Below are 19480 nucleotides of genomic sequence, written 5' to 3' on the forward strand. Positions count from 1 at the left end.
GGCCGGACTCAGCCGATGCTGAAGGGCTGACCCCAGACGCGGAACTCGGAGATACCCTGCTCGGTGGTCGTCTCGACCCGTACGAAGGCGCGGGCCTGGGCGTAACCGGCGCAACCGTTGAGACCGATGGTGGAATCGGTCCAGGTCACCGAGCCGTTGGGGCCGGTGAACTTGTTGGCGAAGAGATGGCCCTCGTCGCCGTAGGCGTCCGGCTTCTCGATATCGAGCAGCAGGAACGAGGTGGCCTGGCCCGGGCCGAGGGTCAGGTTGGCACCGGAGCTGAGGTTGCCGCTGAGGTTCTCACCGGACTGGGTCAGACCGGCTCCGCCGTTGCCGGCGCCACCGCTGATATCGACCTGGCAGCCCACGACATATCCCGGGGTGATCTTGGTGCCCTTGTGCGGACCGTGCACCTCGACCTGCGCGCTACCGGAGACCCAGGCGTTGCGGTGCAGCGGGGTCGAACCCATCGACGGGTTGATCAGCGCCGACTCGTTGGCGATCCGGGCGGTGATGCTCAGGCCGTTGGGCAGGGTGTGGTTCAGCTCGGCACCCGGCAGCGGCACGAAGGTATCGGCATTGGCCGCGCCGGTGGAGAACAGGCCGACCGCGGCGACGGTCGCGGCCGTCACACTCGCGGCCCGTACGACGCTTTTCTTGATGACAGACATGACAGTTTCCCTCTCGGAAAAGAATTCCGTTCAGCGACGGATTTGATCGACCAGATACGACGTGCGTCAGCCGATGCTGAACGGAGCTCCGTACAGGGTGGTCTTCGAATAATGGTCGCCGATGATCTCGACGACGGCGTACGACCGGGCCTGCGCGTAACCGGCGCAGCCCTCGATATTGATTTCGACATCTTTGTAGTCGACCCAGTACACGCCGGGCTTCGGAATATCGACGCCTTCGACGTTGATGAATTTGACCTGGCCCGGGCCGAGTTTGATGCCGAGCGAGCCGCTGGCACCCAGGCTGGAGGTGCTCACGCTGGCCGAGACGCCGGCCGAGATGGCATCGTCGGCGATGCTGACCTGGCAGCCGACGATGTACCCGGCGCTGACCCGGGAGGTGCCGTGGGTGGAGGAGTTGTTGGTGCCGGGGGCGTTCGTGGGGCCCTTCCAGGGACCCGGGGTGCCCTCCGGGGTCTGGCTGACGTCGGCGAAGACCCGTCCGCTCAGCCAGGCGACCCGGCCGGCGCCGTTGGCCGACAGCGATGGAGAGATGAGCGCGCTCTCGTCGACACGGCTCAGTTTCACGCCGGGTCCGAGTTTTTCGCCGCCGGGGAGCGGCACGAAGGTATCGGCATTCGCCACGCCTCCGGCGACGCCCAGTACCGCCGCCGTCATCGCCGCGGTGGCAGCAATCGACTTGATGTTCATGGTGGTTCCCTCATGGTTTTGCGAATTGTCGCCCTATTTCGGCCGGACGATGCCGTCCGGCGAAAAACGGCAGCAGTGATCCCCGGGCCTGTACGCGCACGCGCGTAGGCCGCGGTTCGGGGGGTATTACTGCGCAATCGCAGGTGAAATCCGGGGGTTACGAAAAACCCACCGGTGGTGTCGGATCGTCTTCCTGGGCGATCAGGTGACGAATGGCTGCGTCATCTATCCCTCATCCCTGTCTATCTTCTTACAACCCGGCCGGGTTCGGCCGGAAACTCTGCGGCGAGGGGGAAGGCAGGCGCACGGGCGTCAGCAGCGTCGGAGTCCACATCCCTCACACCTCTCGCTCGTGCGTCGTTGCGCCGGACGGATGCTCACCCCGTTCGGGGTGGGCACCGTTCGCGGACACCGTGGGTGCGATGTCGGCGCAGTCTGTTGCCAGCCCGTCTGTAGTTAGGTTAGCCTTCGCTCACTATAAAGCCTCGTCAACGTTTTTTGTGAGCGATGACAGTGGCCTACATCACACGGACCGGAAGGGACGATTCGATGCACAGAGGTTGTGACACCGCCTCATGACTGCCGGTTCGTCCTATGAATACCACACACAGGTGGGTGTCCGCAGGTGGTCTGGATGGTTGCTGGGGGCAATATTCCTGGTAATCGCCTGCTTACTGAGTCTCGGGGTCGGGGTGGCGCATATTCCGATCACGGAAATCATTAGTGCCCTGTGGGAGCCCGATGGATCGCCGGATCACCTGGTCATCAGCGAATACCGCCTGCCCCGTACGCTGCTCGGATTGCTCGCCGGTAGCGCGCTGGGAGTCGCGGGCTGCCTGATGCAGGGCTTGACCCGCAACCCGCTCGCCGATCCGGGCCTGCTCGGAATCAATGCGGGCGCCGCCTTCGCCATCGCGGTGGCCGTCGCCTATCTGGGCGCCGACGGGATCGCCTCCTATGTCTGGTTCGGGTTCGCGGGCGCCGCGGTAGTGTCGGTGGCGGTGTATCGGCTGGGGACCGTCGGGCGCGGTGGGACCGATCCGATCCGGCTCACCCTGGCCGGTGTCGCGGTGACCGCCGTACTCACCGGTGTCACCAAGGGTCTGATCCTGCTGAACTCGACCGCCTTCGACAAGATGCGGCAGTGGGACGCCGGGGCGCTGACCGGCCGCGGCTACGACGTCCTCGCCGGCGCCACGCCTTTCATCGTGGCCGGGATGATCCTGGCCCTCGTCGCCGCCCGCTCGCTCAATGCCGTGGCGCTGGGCGACGATCTGGCCCGTGCCCTGGGCGTGCACGTGACCCGCACCCGGGCCTGTACTGCGCTCGCCCTGATCCTGCTCTGTGGTACCGCGACCGCGGCGGTCGGCCCGATCACCTTCGTGGGCCTGGCGGTGCCGCATATCGCGCGCTGGATCGTCGGCCCCGACCACCGCTGGATCGTGGCCTATTCCTTGGTCCTGGCGCCCGCGCTGGTGCTCTTCGCGGATGTGGTGGGCCGGATCGCCATCCCGCCCGACGAACTGTCCGCCGGTGTGGTGACCGCGTTCCTGGGGGCGCCGGTGCTGATCTGGCTGGCCCGCCGCTCGGAGCTGAGGCAGTCGTGACCACCGTGCGTAAACCGCCGCGCCTCGGTACTCCCTCGACCATCGATTTCGGCCGGTCGGTCCGGGTGTTGCGCCTGCGCGGTGCCACCACGCGTTTCGGGCTGCGCGGCCTCGTGGTCACGGTCGTACTGCTGGCCGCTGCTGTGGTGGTGGCGCTGCTGGCGCTGGGCACCGGTGATTTCGCGATTCCACCGGACCGGGTGGTACGGGCGCTGTTCGGCAACGGGGTGGGCGGTGACGAACTGGTCGTGCGGGAATGGCGGATGCCCCGGGTGCTCATGGCCCTGGTGCTCGGCGCGGCGCTCGGGATCAGCGGCGCGATCCTGCAGTCGGTCACCCGGAACCCGCTGGGCAGCCCGGATATCGTCGGGTTCAATTCGGGCGCCTACACCGGCGCGCTGCTGGTGCTGCTGTCCGGTGGCGGCTACTACGCCACCGCGGCCGGTGCGCTGGGCGGTGGGCTGCTCACCGCGCTCGCGATCTTCCTGCTGGCCTTCCGGCGGAACGTCAAGGGTTTCCGGCTGATCATCGTCGGGATCGGGGTCGGCGCGATGCTGGCCGCGGTCAACACCTGGCTCATCTTGCGCGCCGACCTCGACGAGGCGATGTCGGCCGCCGCCTGGGGTGTCGGGACGCTGGACGGGCTCACCTGGGACGAAATCGTGCCCGCCCTGGTGGTGCTGGCGATCCTGGCCGTTGTAGTGGTGCCCGCCGCCTACCGGTTGCAGGTGCTGGAACTGGGGGACGACGCGGCGCGGGCGCTCGGGATCCGGGTGGGGCGGGCGCGGCTGGTGCTGACCGTGCTCAGTGTCGCGTTCACCGCGGTCGGTACCGCGGTGGCGGGACCGATCGCGTTCGTCGCGCTGGCCGCGCCGCAGTTGGGCCGGCGCCTGGCGCGTACCCCAACGACCGCGCTCCTGCCGGCCGCGGCGATGGGCGCGCTGCTGCTGGTGGTCTGTGACTGGATCTCGCGCCGGGCGTTCGCGCCCACCACCCTGCCCGTCGGGGTGGTGACCGCGTCGATCGGTGGCGCGTATCTGGCCTATCTGCTGGTGGCCGAGGCTCGACGGAACTGAGGGAATCATGGTGGACGAAAAACTCGGGCACAACGCCGCCGACGAGACCGCCGGGACGGCCAGGTTGCGCGCCGACCGGTTGCGTCTGGGCTACCGCAGCCGGGTCATCAGCGACGAACTGACCGTCGATATCCCCGACGGCACCTTCACGGTCATCATCGGTCCGAACGCCTGTGGTAAATCCACGCTGCTGCGGGCACTGTCACGGCTGCTGGCGCCCGAATCCGGTGCGGTACTGCTCGACGGGAAGCAGATCGGCAGCTATCCGGCCAAGGAGGTCGCCCGGCGGATCGGGCTGCTGCCGCAGACCTCGACCGCGCCGGAGGGGATCCGGGTCGCCGATCTGGTGGCGCGGGGCCGGTATCCGCATCAGTCGCTGATCCGGCAGTGGTCGCGGCGCGACGAGGAGGCCGTCGCCGCGGCCATGGCCGCGACCGGGGTGGCCGAACTGTCCGGGCGGCTGGTGGACGAACTGTCCGGTGGGCAGCGGCAGCGGGTGTGGATCGCGATGGTGCTCGCACAGGAGACGCCCATCGTGCTGCTCGACGAGCCGACGACCTTCCTCGATATCGCCCACCAGATCCAGCTGCTGGATCTGTGCCGCCGGTTGAATTGGGAGACCGGGCGGACGGTGGTCGCGGTCCTGCACGATCTGAATCACGCGTTCCGCTATGCCGATCATCTGATCGCCATGCGGGACGGGGCGGTGATCGCGGCCGGAGCGCCACGCGAGATCGTCACCGCCGAACTCGTGGAGAAGGTGTTCGACCTGGGCTGCCGGGTGATCGACGATCCCGAAACCGGGGCCCCGTTGGTGGTTCCGCTGGCCGAGAACGCGGTGCATACGGGCTGAATGCGACAAACCGGACCGGAACTCTCGCCGGATAGATATTTTACTTTAGTAAAGGTTAGGCTAACCTCAACTGTGGTTGTGTGTGGGTGCCGGTCGATAGCGGGACGGTATCGGCACCGCACCGAATGTGGTTCACAGCGAAGGGAGTTGCCGTGCCGGCGGCAGAGCAGGATGCCTCGAAGGCCAGCGATCCCGGATTACCGCTCACCGGCCCTCAGCTGGGAATATGGAACGCGCAGCTGTTCGACCCGGAATCCGGGCGCTATCTGGTCGGTGAGGTCCTCGAGATCTCCGGCGACACCCCGATCGACGTCGAGGCCCTGGCCGAGGCGATCCGCCGCACGGTGACGGAGGCGGAGAACATGCGGCTGCGGTTCCGCGATACCGCGGCCGGCCCACGGCAATACGTCTGCGACGAACCCGCCGTCCTGCAACCGATGATCGATTTGCGCGGTGCGGCCGAACCGCACGCGCTCGCCCACGAGGCGGTGGCGCTGGAACGTCATCAGGCGGCGCAGCGGTGCCGCGGCATGGTGGACCGGCGGTTGTACAACTACACGCTGATCCGGCTCACCGACTCCGAGGTCTGGTGTGTGCAGCTGTACCACCACCTGATCGTCGACGGTTACAGCGCGGCCCTGCTGTCGCGCCGGGTCGCCGCGCACTACACCGCGCTGCGCCGGCACACGGAACCGCCCCGGGCGACCTTCGGTACCATCGCCGAACTGGTCGCCGACGAGCAGAACTATCGCGACAGTGAGCAGTTCGCCGAGGACCAGCGCTACTGGCGCGAACAGCTCAGCCCCGCACCCCCGCTCGACGGGCGTGGGACCGCACTCGGTGGTGCGGTCGAGCGCACCATCCGGGCCGAGGCGATCCTGCCGGTGGAAACACTGGAGCGGCTGCGCAATTGCACCGAGCGCTACCGGATCACCTGGGCCGACGGCCTGATCGCCTGCTACGCCGCCTATGTGCAGCGGCTGCTGGGCAATTCCGATGTCGTGCTCTCGATGCTGATGATGGGCCGGGTCGGCCGGGTCGCGCTGAGCACCCCGGCGATGGCGGTCAATGTGCTGCCGCTGCGGCTGACCGTGCACGCCCACGACACCGTCGGCGAACTCGGCGTGCGGGTCGCCGAGACGCTGCGGGAAATGCGCAGGCATCAGCGCTACAGCGGTGCCGACCTCGCCCGCGACCTCAGCGGTTTCGGGGCGGGGGAATTGCTGCACGGCATCGGCATGAACCTCAAGGTTTTCGATTTCGCCCTCGACTTCGACGGTGCCGAGGGTGTGCTGCGGAACGTCGCCGGCGGTCCGCCGGAGGATCTCGGGCTGGTGGTGACCCCGCTCCCCGACAAATCGGTGCTGCTCGGCTTCGAATGCGATGCCCGGACCAACGATCCGGAGACCGCCTATCACCGGGTGGCGGGTCTCGTGCGGGTGATCGAGGCGTTCACCGAACTGGACAAGGTGGCCGTCGGGGCCCTGGAACTGATCGATCGCGCGGACCGCGACGGCCTGCTGGCCGCGCGCTCCGGCCCGCCGGCCGCCGGTACCGCCGAATATATGCCTGCCGCGCTGGACCGGATGGTCGCGGCGTACGCCGACGCCACGGTCCTGGTCGGCGGCACCCAGCGCTATACGGCCGGGGAACTGGGCGACCGGGTGTACCGGCTGGCCCGGTACCTGCGGGACCGGGGTGTGACACCGGGCGCGCTCGTCGGTGTCGCGCTACCGCGGACCGCGGAGCTGGTCGTCGCGCTGCTGGCCGTCTGGCGCGCGGGCGGCACGTATCTGCCGCTGGACCCCGAACATCCGGTGCCCCGGCTCCAGATCATGATCGACGACGCCGCCCCACTCCTGGTGCTCACCGACAGCGCCCTGACCGGTGCCCTCGAAGGGCCGGCGGTGGTACTCGACAGCGACCCGGTGCGTGAGGCGCTGCGTGGTTACCCGGGCACACCGCCGACCGCTGCCGAGATCGCGACCGTCCGGGGTGATCACCCCGCCTATGTGCTGTACACCTCCGGCTCCACCGGTACGCCGAAAGGTGTGGTGATAGACCATGCCGCGCTGGCGCAGCTGGTGGCCGGGCACCGGTCCGGGATCTACGCCGAAACCGTCGAACGGGCCGGCGGCCGGCGGCTCGCGGTCGCGCATACGACGTCTTTCGCCTTCGACGCCGCGCTCGATCCGCTGCTGTGGTTGCTCGACGGCCATCGGGTCCACCTGTACGACAGCGAGATCCGGCGCGACCCCGCAGTGCTGGTCGCGGCATTGCGCGCCGACGGTATCGAAGTGGTGGACGGGACCCCGACGCTGGCCGCCGCGCTCTTCGGGCACGGGCTGGCCGAGCTCGCGCCGCGGCTGCTCGTCCTGGGCGGGGAAGCCTGCCCGCCCGATCTGTGGCAGCGGGTGCAGCGCGCCGGGATCACGGCGGTCAATCTGTACGGCCCGACCGAGGCCACCGTCGACGCCATCGGCGCGCCGGTGCGCGGCGCGGAGCCGCATATCGGTGTCCCGCTGCCCGGGGTGCGGGCCTATCTCCTGGACAACGGACTCCAGGCGGTGGCCGACGGACAACCCGGCGAACTGTATCTGGCGGGCGCGGGTATCGCGCAGGGTTATCTGGGCGCACCCGGAAGCACCGCTGCGCGCTTCGTAGCCGATCCTTTCGGCCCGCCGGGGGCACGGATGTACCGCAGCGGCGATCTGGCCCGCTGGGAGCCCGGTAGCGGTTATTTCTATGCCGGTCGCGCCGACGCCCAGGTGAAGATTCGCGGGCACCGGATCGAGATCGGTGAGGTGGAGGCCGCGCTGAGCGGGCTCCCGGAGATCGCGACGGCGGCCGCCGATATCCGGGATATCGCAGGGCGGGCGAGTCTCATCGGCTACGTCGTCCCGGTGCGGGAAGCGCCGGGCGGCCACGGCGGACCGGGCGATCTCGGTGCCCGGATACGCAACCGGTTGGCCGAATCGCTCCCCGACCCGATGGTCCCGGCCCGGATCGTGGTGCTCGACGAACTGCCGTGGACGGTGAACGGCAAAGTCGACCGGGCCGCCCTGCCCGACCCGGCCGAACCGGCCGGCGGGCGTGCGCCGGCCACCGCGGCCGAGCGCGCGGTGGCCGAGGTGGTCGCCGAACTGCTCGGCGGCGTGACTATCGATATCGACGACGACTTCTTCGGCGCCGGGGGTGACAGCATCACCGCGATCGGGGTCTGCACCCGGCTCCGGGAACGGGGCCTAATCCTGGCCCCGCAGGACATGCTGACCCGCCGCAGTCTCTCCGATCTGGCCGCGGCGGCCCAAAGCGCCGATCCCACGGCGGTTTCGGAGGCGGAGCGGCCGCCGAACGCGGCCGCCGTCTCGATAGCGCTACCGCCGGACGACGCCGCCGAATCGACCGCCGCGTACGGGCCGATCGCCGATGTACTGCCGCTCTCCCCGTTGCAGGAGGGGTTGCTCTTCCACGCCCTGCGCGACGGCGCCGCCGATGTCTACACACTGACCGCCCGTTTCGAACTGGCCGGACCGCTGGACCCGGACCGGCTGGGTGTGGCGTTCGCGACGGTGCTGGGACGGCATCCCAACCTGGCCGCGGCCTTCCGCTACGAGCGATTCGACCGCCCGGTGCAGGTGATCCCGCGGACACCGCGGGTGGCGTGGCAGGTCGCGGATCTGCGCGACCGGGCACCGGCCGCGGCCGCGGCGGGCGCGCTGGAACTGGAGGAGCGGGCCGGGGCGCGGACCTTCGATATCGCCGAACCTCCGCTGCTGCGGGCACTGCTCATCCGGCTGTCCGATACCGCGCACCGGCTGGTGCTGACCGCCCACCATCTGCTGGCCGACGGCTGGTCGGTGCCGATCGTGCTGCGCGAGATGCTCGCGCTCTACCACGGCGAGCGGTTGCCCGAACCCGGCTACTACGGCACCTACCTGGCCTGGCTCGCCGCCCGCGACAGTGACGCGGACGTCCGCCGCTGGGCCGAATACCTGGGCGGGCTCTCCGCGCCGAGCCTGATCGGCGGGCCCGGCCCGCGCTCGGCCGCGGTGGGGCTCGAGGTGCCGCTGGCCGGCGAGACCGCGGCCGCGCTCGAATCGTTCGGCCGGGCCAACGGACTGACCATGAACACCCTGCTACAGGGTGCCTGGGGGATGGTCCTGGCCGAACAACTCGGTCGCGACGATGTGGTCTTCGGTGCGGTGGTGTCGGGCCGGCCGAGCGAGCTGCCGGGTGTGGCGGGGATGGTCGGGTTGTTCAGCAACACCGTCCCGGTCCGGCTGACCCTGGATTCCGCGCGGCCCGCAGCCGTTCAGTTCGCCGAATTCCAGCGGATCACACTCGAGCTGCAGAACCACGGGTACCTGGGCCTGGCCACGGTCGAACGGGCGGCCGGAATCGGGCGGCTCTTCGACACCCTGGTGGTCTACGAGAATTTCCCGAGAACCGGTGTACAGGGCAATGACGCGTGCGAGGTGGGAGTGGCCGGTGTGACGGTGCACAGCCGCACCCACTACCCGGTGACGGTGACGGCCCTGCCCGGCGACCGGTTCCGCCTGATGCTGCACCACGACCCCGGCGCGGTGGACGCCGCGTCCGCCACGCGGATGGCGGCCCGGCTCGGTGCGGTACTCACCGCCCTGGTCGACGCCCCCGACGCCACCGCCGGTGCGGTGCTGGCCGCCACCCGTCACCCGGATACCCGCGGCCGCACCATGGCCGACTGGGGTCCGCACACCGCGCTCGATCCGGCGGCGCCCGCGATCACGGTCGACGGCGAGACGATCACCTATCGCGAATTCGAGACGCGCGCCAACCGGCTCGCCCGCCGGCTGGTCGCCCGGGGCATCGGTCCCGAGACCGTGGTGACGGTGGCCATGCGGCGCGGCGCCGATCAGGTGATCGCGGCGCACGCCGTCTGCCGGGCCGGCGGGGTGTATCTGCCGGTGGATCCGGGGCAGCCCGCCGAACGCGTGGACACCATCCTCGCGGCCGCCGCCACACCGCTGGTGCTGACCACGGCCGCCGACGCCTTCGAAACCGGCCGGGCACCAGTCGTTTCGGTCGATACGCTCGACACCGCGGATTTCGCGGACACCGCGCTCACCGACGCCGACCGGCTCGCGCCGTTGCGGCCGGACAATGCGGCCTACCTGCTGTTCACCTCCGGCTCCACCGGTGTACCCAAGGGCGTGACGGTCCCGCACGCGGCCATCGTGAACACCTTCGCCTGGTTGCAGGAGCAGCACGGATTCGGCATCGGTGACACCGTGCTGTACCGGACCCCGGCGACCTTCGACGCCTCGCTGCTGGAGATCTTCCTGCCGCTGTTGGTGGGCGCCCGGATCGTGGTGGCCCGGCCCGACGGCCATCGCGACCCCTACTATCAGGCGCGGTTGATGGCCGAGGAACAGGTCACCGCGATCCAGATGACCTCGTCCATGCTCACCACCACGGCCGAGGAAAGTGATCTGTCCGGGTGCGGCGCGCTGCGCTGCGTGTTCACCGGCGGCGAACCGCTACCACCCGCGACGGCACAGCGGTTCCGGACCGCGACCGGGGCCCGGGTGAACAACCTGTACGGCCCCACCGAGGCCGCGGTCTGCATCACCTATCACGCGACCGACGACGCCGACACCGTGACGGTCCCGATCGGCCGCCCGCCGGGCGGCGCGGGGGTGCGGGTGCTCGACGACAGATTGCTGCCGGTGCCGTCGGGGGTGGTAGGGGAGCTGTATCTGACCGGGGTCCAGCTCGCCCGCGGCTACCTGCACCGCCCGGAGCAGACCGCGCGGACCTTCGTCGCCGACCCCGCCGGGAACGGTGAACGGATGTACCGCACCGGCGATCTGGTCCGCTGGGGCGCCGACGGCGAACTCGAGTACGTGGGCCGCACCGACAGCCAGATCAAACTGCGCGGCCAGCGGATTGAACTCGGCGATATCGAGTCGGCGATCCTGCGCCGCCCCGAGATCGCGCAGGCGGCGGTGATCCTGCGCGAGGACAACCCCGGCGATCAGCGCCTGGTGGCCTATCTGCGGACGCGGACCGGCGCCGCCCTGGACATCGACGCGGTGCGAGGCACGGTCCGCGACGCCCTGCCGGAGTACATGATTCCGGCGGCCTTCGTGGAACTCGACGAGATCCCGATGACGAGCAGTGACAAACTCGACCGCAAGGCGCTGCCGGTTCCCGACTATCCCGTGGAAACCCCCGCTGTCGCCGTCACCGCGGCCGCGGACCCGACGCTGTCCGCGGCCGCCGGGCCGGTGCTCGCGGCCATGGCCGCGGTGCTCGGTGTGGCGGCCATCGGCCCGGACGACGATTTCTTCGCGGCGGGTGGTCATTCGCTCACCGCGGTCCGGTTGGTCGGCCGCTTGCGCCGGGCGGGTCACGAGGTGGTGGTCGACGATATCTTCGAGGCGCCCACCGCGCGGGCGCTGGCGGCCCGGATCGACGGTGCCACCCCGGTGGCGGCGCCGCAGGTGGTGTCGATTCGGGAGACGGATATCGCCGCGCCCTCCGAGGAGATCGCCATGCTGGGCCGGCGCCTCGACCATGTGCTCGAACTGCGTCCCCGTGGGTCGGCCGAACCACTCTTCTGTGTGCACCCGGTGGGCGGTACCGCCTGGCAGTTCACCCCGCTGGCGCGGCGGCTGCGTGCCGACCGGCCGCTGATCGGATTGCAGTCGCCCGCGTTGCGGAGTGTGGAATCGGGCGCCACGACCATCGACGAACTCGCCGCGCGATATCTGGCGACCATCCGCGAGATCCAGCCCGCGGGGTCCTACCACCTGCTCGGGTACTCACTCGGCGGCAATATCGTGCACGCGATCGCCGCGGCCCTCGCCGAGCGCGGTGCGGAGGTCGCGTTCGCGGGCCTGGTCGATTCGCATCCGCTGGCGAATCTGACCGGTCAGGCCACCGCGGCCCTGGCGGATCCGGAGCGCCTGGCGGCCCTGCTGCCCGAACTCCCCGACGACGCCCCGGATCTCGCGGCGCTCATCCGGGGCGCGGCCGGTGAACTGTTGCGCATGGTCACCGTCTCCGAGACACCGAGTTATGCCGGGCCGATGGCGCTGTATGCGGCCGATCCCGGTGGCGAGGACGATGCCGCGCGGATCGCCGCCCAGCTGGCCGGCTGGCGCACCGCCGGCGCGCGGATCACCGCGCGCCGCCTGCCCTACTCCCATTTCGGGATCGTTTCCGAGGACGGCTGGTCGGAGGTCGCGGCGCTGCTGGATACCGAAGCGGCCCTGCGGACCTGACCGTGCGCCCCGGTCCCCGAGATCTCGCCGCGGCACCATCCGGTACCCCGGCGATTCGAGAAAGAAAGTAGAACACCTATGTCGCTGTTATCCCACAGCCGCTTCGCGGCCCGGCTACGCCTCGTAGTCGGTCTGTTCGTCGCGGTGGTCGCGGTCGCGGGCTGTAGCTCCGATGCCGAACCCGCCGCCGCCTCCGGGGCCCGCCCGGTCCAGACCGAGAAGGGCGCCATCGAGGTGCCCGCGGATCCGCAGCGGGTGGTGGTGCTCAACGGCGCACTGGCCGGCTACCTCTACGACCTCGACGTCCCGGTGGCCGCGGCGGACCCGCGGGTGCTCGGGGTCAGTGGCCGTAATGCCGACTTCCCGCAGACCTGGGCCGACGCCGCGAAAGAACAAGGCACCCGGATGGTGCCGGTGGGGCAGGCCGTGAACGTGGAGTTCGTCGCCTCCCTCCAGCCCGACCTGATCATCGGTGGCGGCCAGGGCTTCCCGGCCAAACAGTCGGTGGACGCCTACGACCGGCTCAGTGCCATCGCGCCGACGGTACTGCTGCCCGGCAATATCACCGGCTGGCAGGACCAGCTGACGCAGATCGCCGATGTGGTCAACCGCGCCGACAAGGTCGCCGATCTCATCTCGGCCTACGACGACAAGGTGAAAGAGGTCTCCGCGGCGATCAAGGTCCCCGAACAGCAGGTCGGCTACTTCCAGTCCGCCGCCGACGGCCGGCCGAAGATGATCCTGCCGAACGCCGCGCTGCCGACGCTGCTCGCCGAGCTGGGTTTCCAGGCCGACGACCAGGTACTGGCCAAGGCCGGTGATCCGGAGCTGAATCCCTCGGCCGACTGGTTCGGTTTCAGCCCCGAACTGCTGACGAAGGTCGTGGACGCGCCCGTGGTCTTCGTCGTGCCGCTCAGCGGCGCCAAGAGCGCGGCCGATCTCGCGAAGGATCCGCTGTACGCGCAGCTGCCCGCGTTCAAGGACAAGAAGGTCTACGAACTGCCGGCCACCAGCTACCGGCCGGATTACCGCGGCGTCATGGACACCCTCGATCTGATCCAGGAGCAGTTCAATTGAAAGCCCCCGCCGGCCTCCTCATCGATATCTCTCCGTTACGGGAGAGTCGGCGGTTCCGCGCTGCCTTCGGTGCGCGACTGGTCTCTGTTCTCGGTATCGGCCTGCTGATGGTGGCCCTGCCGGTACAGGTCTACGAGCTCACCGGATCGAGTCTGCACGTCGCCGGGGTGTCCACGGCGATGGCGGTGGCGTTGTTCGTGGGCAGTCTCGGCGGCGGCGTGATCGCCGACCGCTACGACCGGCGCACCGTGATCTCGCTGTCCCGCTCGGCGGCGGGCCTGGGCTTCCTCGCGCTGGGCGTGAACGCGTTGCTGCCCGATCCGTTCCTCGCGGTGATCTACGCCGCGGCCGTGGTCGACGGCCTGGCCGGGGGGATCAGCGGTTCGGCGATGATGGCGCTGGTGCCCATGCTGGTGCCCCGGGAGAAGGTCCCGGCCGCCGGTGCGCTGACGACGCTGACCTCCGATCTTGGCACCATGATCACCCCGGCGATCGCCGGCGTGCTCATCGCGCAGATCGGGGTGTCCTTCGCGTTCTTCGCCGCCGCGGCGGCCACCGTGGCCACGGTATCGCTGATCCGGGCCATCGGGTCGGCCCCGCCACCGGCCCGCGAGATCCGCAATCCGCTCGTGGAACTGGGGCACGGTATGGCGTTCGCCGCGCGGCACGACGTGCTTCGTGCGGTACTGGCGAGTGGCCTGCTCGCCATGCTGGTCAGCGGGCCCCTGGTACTGCTCCCGGCATTCGCCGACCGGGCTCTGGACGCGGGCCCGGCCACCCTGGGCCTGCTCTACGCCGCGCCCGGCGCGGGTGCCGTCCTGGGATCGCTGACCAGCGGCTGGATCGGCCGTACGCGGCGCAACGGGCTGGTGCTGCTGGGCTCGCTGGCGCTCATGCCGCTCGGCCTGATCCTGGCAGGTGTCTGGCCGCAGGCCGCGTGGAGTTTCCTCGGGCTGGCCGCGTTCGGCGTCGCCCGGGCGGTCAACGGCATCCTGCGCTACGCGGTACTGCAGCAGAACGCGCCCGAGGATATGCGCGGGCGGATGTCGGGACTGCTCATGGTGCAGTCGGTGGCCGGTACCGCGGTCGGCTCCATGGCGGCCGGGGTTATCGGCAATCTGGTCGAACCCGGTACCGCACTGGTCGTCTACGGCGCGGCGGTACTGGTGCTGTTCGTCTTCGCACTGGTGCTGGTGTGGCCACTGTACGGCCTCACCGCGCCCGCGGGCGGCCCGCCGCAACCACCGCCGCCGGCGCAGGTTCCGGTAGGCGGCACCGTAGTCGAAGAGAAGTCCGCCGGGACCGTGGCCGAGGAGAAGAAGGACGGAGTGTGATGGTGGATCGCGGAGCCTACCGTGAGCGGATCGCCGAGGTACTCGCCGGCACGCACGGCGCGAAGGTCGGTTATCCGATCGGATTGCGGGAACTGGAGGTGATCCGCACCGCCCCGGTGGGTTCGGGGCTGATCCGGATCACCTTCGGCGGTCCCGAACTCGACGGGTTCCACAGTTACGTGCCCGACGAGCACGTGCGACTGGTGTTCCCGGATACCGACGGCACGCTGCGGCTGCCGATCCCCGACGGCCTGTCGCTGGATTGGCCCGCACCGCGGCCGATCTCCCGGGAGTACACGGTGCGCCGCTACGACGCGGCGGCCGGTGAACTCGATATCGATTTCGCCCTGCATCCCGGCGGTCTCGCCTCGGATTGGGCGCTGGCCGTGCGGCCGGGCGCCCGCATCCATATCGCGGGCCCGCCCGGTGGCGTGGTGGTGCCCACCAGTTATGACAACTATCTGTTCGCCGGCGATATCACCGCGCTGCCCGCCATCGCCCGCTGGTTGGAATGGCTACCGCGCGAGAAGACCGGCTGGGCGTTCGTCGAAGTGGTCGACGAGAGCCAGGAGATCGAACTCGCGGCCCCGGCCGGGGTGGAGGTCCGCTGGCTGCACCGGGGTGACGCGCGGGTCGGTACCGGCGACCTGCTGGAGAAGGCGATCCGCACGGTCACCGTCCCGGAGGGCCAGAACGTCTACGCGTGGGTAGCCGGGGAAGCCGGCCAGTTGCGGCCGATCCGCAAATGGGTGCGCGGCGAACTCGGTGTGCCGGCGAAGGACTGCCTGATCGCGGGCTATTGGAAGCACGGAGTCGCGGATTTCGACCGCGAGGAATAAGGAGACAGAGATGACGAACGAGCCGACCGCGGTGGCCGGCCGCGACCACTTCATCCGCGATGTGGCCGATCTGCTGGGCGTGGCGCCGGAGGAACTGTCCACCGACACCAATCTGCTCGACGCCGGACTGGATTCGGTGCGCATCATGCAGCTGGTGGAGAAATGGCGGTCGGAGGGACACGAGACCGTCGACCCGTTGATGTTGGCCGGTGACCCCGTACTGGAGTCCTGGCTGGAGGTGCTGTGCCCGTGACCGGGCACCGCGGACCGCGTGCCCGGCGCGGTCCGCGGCGGCGGGGGTCATGCGGTGCGGTGCCCCTCGGCGAGCAGCCGGCGCAGATCGCGACGGCTGGTCTTGCCCACTCCCGTTTCGGGGAATTCGGCGACGGTGACCACCGCGTCCGGCATCTTCCAGGCCGCGATACCGCGTTCCCGGACGAAAGTGCGCACCGTGGTCAGCGTCGGCGGGGTCTGCGGGTCCAGGGGCTGGACGAAAGCGCAGATCCGCTGCCCGAGTACGGGATCGGGCGTACCGATTATCACCGCGTCCCGGATTCCGGGATGTTCCAGCAGATGGGCCTCGAGCTCCTCGGCCGATACCTTCTCGCCGCCGCGATTGACCCAATCGCCCGCCCGGCCCTTCACGACCAGGTTCCCGTCCGGCCGCAGCGCGACGATATCGCCGGTGCGGTACCAGCCGTCCGCGGTGAAACTGCGGGCGTCGGCCTCGGGATTGTCGTAGTAGCCGCGGATCGTGTACGGCCCCTGGGTCAGCAGATTTCCGTCGGCGCCCGGTGTCACGTCCGTGTCCGCGTCGTCGACGACCCGGATCCGGTCGTACTCCGACATCGGCCGGCCCTGGGTGCCGACCACCACGTCGATCGGATCGTCGAGCCGGGTGTAGCAGACCAGGCCCTCCGCCATACCGAACACCTGCTGCAGCGTGACACCCAGCGCGGGGCCGACCCGGCGGGCCAGTTCGTCCGGGCAGCGGGCGCCGCCCACCTGGACCACCTGCAGACTGGACAGATCGGGGAGTTCGCCGCCCTGCTCGGCCCGTTCGACCCACAGCCGCGCCAGCGGCGGAACCAAGCCGGTGATGGTCACACCGAAACGTTCGATCGCCGCGAACGCCGTCGAGGGGGTCGGGTCAGGGGTCATGGCCACCGTGCCGCCCGCGTAGAGCGCACCGAGGATGCCCGGGGAACTCATCGGGAAGTTGTGCGCGATCGGCAGTGTCGCCAGATAGACGGTATCGGGACCCAGTTCGGTGATCTCGGCACTGCGCCGCACGCTGTACAGGTAGTCGTCGTGGGTGCGCGGAATGAGTTTCGGGATACCGGTACTGCCGCCGGACAACTGCAGGAACGCGATATCCCCGGCATCCGGCCCGGCGAGTTCGCCGGGCTCGTCCCGGTAGTCGGCGAGGTCTGCGGCGCCCTCGGCGAATTCGTGCGCGGGGTCGTCGGCGACCAGCAGTACATGACGCAGTGTCGCGACCTCGCGCCGGACCGTATCGGCCAGTGCGGCATGGTCGAACCGCTGATGCCGGTCGCAGGTGACCATCGCGACCGCCCCGCTCGCCGTGGCGATAGGGATCAGTTCGGCCTCTCGGAGCGCGGGCAGGCAGAACACCGGCAGGGCGCCCAGGTGGAACAGCGCGAAGATCACTTCGACGAATTCGGCACGGTTGGGGAGCTGGACCAGGACCCGGTCCCGCGGCCGGATGCCCCGCCGGGCGAAGCCGGTGGCCAGCGACCGCGACCGGTGCTCCAGTTCGGCGTAGGTCCAGCGGTTCGCCGCGTCCACGACCGCGATCGCCTCGGGGCTCGCGGTGGCGCGAGCTGTCAGCAGGGACCCGAATGTCTCACCTGTCCAGAGCTTTTCGGCTCGGTATCGGTCGATCTGGTCCGGCGGCCACGGTGTGATACCGGGGAGGGCGGGCGATGGCATGGAGCACCTCTTTCCGATCGGCGATCTTGTTCGATGTCACACCGCAATGCTGGCCTTACGGTGTAACTTCAGGTTAGGCTAACCTAATGGTCACGAAGCAATGGGGCGAAGGGGTCATCGTCACCGGAGCCGCAGGGGGAATCGGTGCGGCGATCGCCGCCGAACTCGCCGGCGATTCCGCTCATATATCGCTGTGGGACAGGGACTCCCGGGTGCACGAAGTCGCGGCCCGGCTCGGGCGGCAGCACGAGGGCACCGGTGTGACATCCGCCGAAGTCGATATCAGCGACGCGGCAGCGGTCGCCGAAGCGTTCGACGAAGAGCTCGCCGAACGCGGCACACCCCGGGTGGTCGTGCACGCCGCAGGCGCCATGATCGGCGGCTCGGCCCTGGATACCTCTCCGGAGGAGTGGCAGCGCTGTGTGGCCGTGAACGCAGGCGGCGCTGTGTACGTGGCCCAGCGGGCCGCGCGCGAAATGATCACGGCGGGAACCGGATCCATTGTGGTCGTCTCCTCCAACTCCGCCACCGTCCCCCGGGTGAATCTCGCCGCCTACGGCGCCGCCAAGGCCGCGGCCACGGCGTTCACCCGCTCGCTCGCGCTGCAGGTGGCACCGCACGGGGTGCGGGTCAACCTGGTCTCCCCGGGTTCCACCGATACCCCGATGCTGCGCGGAATGTACGCGGACTCCGACGAGAACGGTCTCGGCGCGGCCGGGCGGGCCGGCCTGCTCGACGGCGACCCCGAGAACTACCGGCTGGGCATCCCGTTGCGGCGGATCGCCGATCCCGCCGATATCGCCGCCGCCGTCCGCTTCCTGGCTTCCGATGCCGCGCGCCACATCACCATGCACGACCTGCGGGTCGACGGCGGTGCAACGCTGGATATGTGACACGAGAGGATGACCACCATCAACGCCGAGAACCCCGCGTCTTCCGCGGATCCCGCCTTTGTCCTGTCCCGGCCGCAGCGCACCGTGACCGCGTCTGCCGGAGGGCGTGTCTTCCACAACCCCGCCGAAGCCGTCGCGCAACTGCGTGCGCGCCGGGTCTCCCATATCGTCGGCGCGCTGCCGTTCACACCCGGCGCGCCGGCGGCGCTGTGGGCTCCCGAAACCATCTCGGTGACCGACGGTCCGCGGACCGCCCGGCCGGTCACCGCGCCCGATATCGCGGTCACCGAACACCTCCCGGAACCGGAGGAGCATCTGCGCCGGGTGGGCGCCGCGGTACGGCTGCTGGCCGATCCCGCGCAGCCGCTGCGCAAGGTCGTCCTCGCCCGGGCGCTGCGGGCCCGGGCCGATCGCACCGTGCGCGCCGTCGATCTCCTGGATCTCCTGGTCTCCACCGATCCCGCCGGTAACGGCTACCTGGTGGACCTGTCCGCGGCCGGCGGCCTGTTCACCGGCCGTCACCTGGTGGGTTCCAGCCCGGAGATCCTGGTGCGGCGGATCGGTACCGAGGTCACCAGCCATCCGCTCGCGGGTTCGGCCCGGCGGGTGCCGCAGAACGCGCCGGCCGATCGGCTCGCCGCCGAGAACTTGCTCGGGTCGGCGAAGGATCAGCACGAGCACGGCTTCGTGGTGGAGCATGTGGCGGGGGTACTGCGTGATCGGTGTACCGATGTGCGTACGCCCGCCGGCCCCGGTCTCACCGAGACGCCGGCCATGTGGCATCTGGGCACCACCATCGGCGCGACTGTCCCGATGGCCGGGCCGTCGGCGCTGGAACTGGCCGCCGCACTGCATCCGACCCCGGCCATCTGCGGTACCCCCACCGCGGCGGCCGCCCGGCTGATCGCCGACTTCGAAGGTGAACGCGGTTTCTACGCCGGCGCGGTCGGCTGGTGTGACGCCGAGGGCAACGGGGAATGGATGGTCAGCATCCGCTGTGCCGAACTCGCCGCCGACCACCGGACCCTGGTGGCCTACGCCGGTGGCGGCATCGTCGCGGAATCCGATCCCGAGGACGAACTGGCCGAGACCACCGGGAAATTACAGCGCGTCCTCGGACCGCTGGGTGTGGCCGGCCGTCCGGCGACGGTGCCCTGACCCACCACCTTTTCGCCACTGCGCCCGGGCGCGCGGC

General features: G+C 69.9%; 13 protein-coding genes. 10 read left to right on the forward strand and 3 right to left on the reverse strand.

The window, feature by feature from the left end:
- Nucleotides 1–8 precede the first annotated feature (8 nt).
- Both ACQPYS_RS07120 and ACQPYS_RS07125 read right to left on the reverse strand, forming a co-directional pair.
- The gene (locus ACQPYS_RS07120; protein WP_431938627.1) at nucleotides 9–671 is read right to left on the reverse strand and encodes an MspA family porin; all 663 of its coding nucleotides are present in this window, start codon (nucleotides 669–671) and stop codon (nucleotides 9–11) included.
- Nucleotides 672–737: 66 nt separating this feature from the next.
- A complete protein-coding gene (locus tag ACQPYS_RS07125; protein ID WP_063037665.1) occupies nucleotides 738–1382 on the reverse strand; it encodes an MspA family porin in 645 nt (214 codons plus the stop codon).
- 575 nt (nucleotides 1383–1957) lie between these two features.
- Between ACQPYS_RS07125 and ACQPYS_RS07130 the strand changes: the two genes are divergently transcribed.
- The 8 genes from ACQPYS_RS07130 (at nucleotide 1958) to ACQPYS_RS07165 (ending at nucleotide 15692) form a co-directional block, all read left to right on the forward strand.
- Complete coding sequence (locus tag ACQPYS_RS07130; RefSeq protein WP_433492057.1) at nucleotides 1958–2989, forward strand: iron chelate uptake ABC transporter family permease subunit; 1032 nt, start codon at nucleotides 1958–1960, stop codon at nucleotides 2987–2989.
- On the forward strand, nucleotides 2986–4065 hold the full coding sequence (locus ACQPYS_RS07135; RefSeq protein WP_433492058.1) for a FecCD family ABC transporter permease: 1080 nt from the start codon (nucleotides 2986–2988) through the stop codon (nucleotides 4063–4065). Before ACQPYS_RS07130 ends, ACQPYS_RS07135 begins: the two co-directional genes overlap by 4 nt.
- A 7-nt stretch (nucleotides 4066–4072) precedes the next feature.
- Entirely contained in the window at nucleotides 4073–4918 is an 846-nt protein-coding gene (locus ACQPYS_RS07140; protein ID WP_433492059.1) for an ABC transporter ATP-binding protein, read from the forward strand.
- Nucleotides 4919–5070: 152 nt separating this feature from the next.
- On the forward strand, nucleotides 5071–12189 hold the full coding sequence (locus ACQPYS_RS07145; RefSeq protein ID WP_433492060.1) for an amino acid adenylation domain-containing protein: 7119 nt from the start codon (nucleotides 5071–5073) through the stop codon (nucleotides 12187–12189).
- Nucleotides 12190–12267: 78 nt separating this feature from the next.
- Entirely contained in the window at nucleotides 12268–13266 is a 999-nt protein-coding gene (locus ACQPYS_RS07150; protein ID WP_433492061.1) for an ABC transporter substrate-binding protein, read from the forward strand.
- Nucleotides 13263–14600, forward strand: a complete 1338-nt coding sequence (gene entS, locus ACQPYS_RS07155) for an enterobactin transporter EntS (protein ID WP_433492062.1) — start codon at nucleotides 13263–13265, stop codon at nucleotides 14598–14600. Before ACQPYS_RS07150 ends, entS begins: the two co-directional genes overlap by 4 nt.
- Nucleotides 14600–15439, forward strand: coding sequence for a siderophore-interacting protein (locus tag ACQPYS_RS07160; protein WP_433492063.1), 840 nt, complete (start codon nucleotides 14600–14602; stop codon nucleotides 15437–15439). Before entS ends, ACQPYS_RS07160 begins: the two co-directional genes overlap by 1 nt.
- A gap of 10 nt (nucleotides 15440–15449) precedes the next feature.
- Nucleotides 15450–15692 (forward strand): phosphopantetheine-binding protein, encoded by a 243-nt coding sequence (locus tag ACQPYS_RS07165; protein WP_063037657.1) that lies wholly within the window; start codon nucleotides 15450–15452, stop codon nucleotides 15690–15692.
- Nucleotides 15693–15739: 47 nt separating this feature from the next.
- Here ACQPYS_RS07165 and ACQPYS_RS07170 read toward each other — a convergent pair whose 3' ends face one another.
- On the reverse strand, nucleotides 15740–17392 hold the full coding sequence (locus tag ACQPYS_RS07170) for a (2,3-dihydroxybenzoyl)adenylate synthase (RefSeq protein WP_433492064.1): 1653 nt from the start codon (nucleotides 17390–17392) through the stop codon (nucleotides 15740–15742).
- Between the two features lie 86 nt (nucleotides 17393–17478).
- Between ACQPYS_RS07170 and ACQPYS_RS07175 the strand changes: the two genes are divergently transcribed.
- On the forward strand, nucleotides 17479–18285 hold the full coding sequence (locus ACQPYS_RS07175; RefSeq protein WP_433492065.1) for an SDR family oxidoreductase: 807 nt from the start codon (nucleotides 17479–17481) through the stop codon (nucleotides 18283–18285).
- A 9-nt stretch (nucleotides 18286–18294) separates the two neighbouring features.
- Nucleotides 18295–19443, forward strand: a complete 1149-nt coding sequence (locus ACQPYS_RS07180; protein WP_433492066.1) for an isochorismate synthase — start codon at nucleotides 18295–18297, stop codon at nucleotides 19441–19443.
- Nucleotides 19444–19480: the final 37 nt, after the last annotated feature.

This window comes from Nocardia grenadensis (assembly GCF_050942415.1).
Lineage (GTDB): Bacteria > Actinomycetota > Actinomycetes > Mycobacteriales > Mycobacteriaceae > Nocardia > Nocardia grenadensis.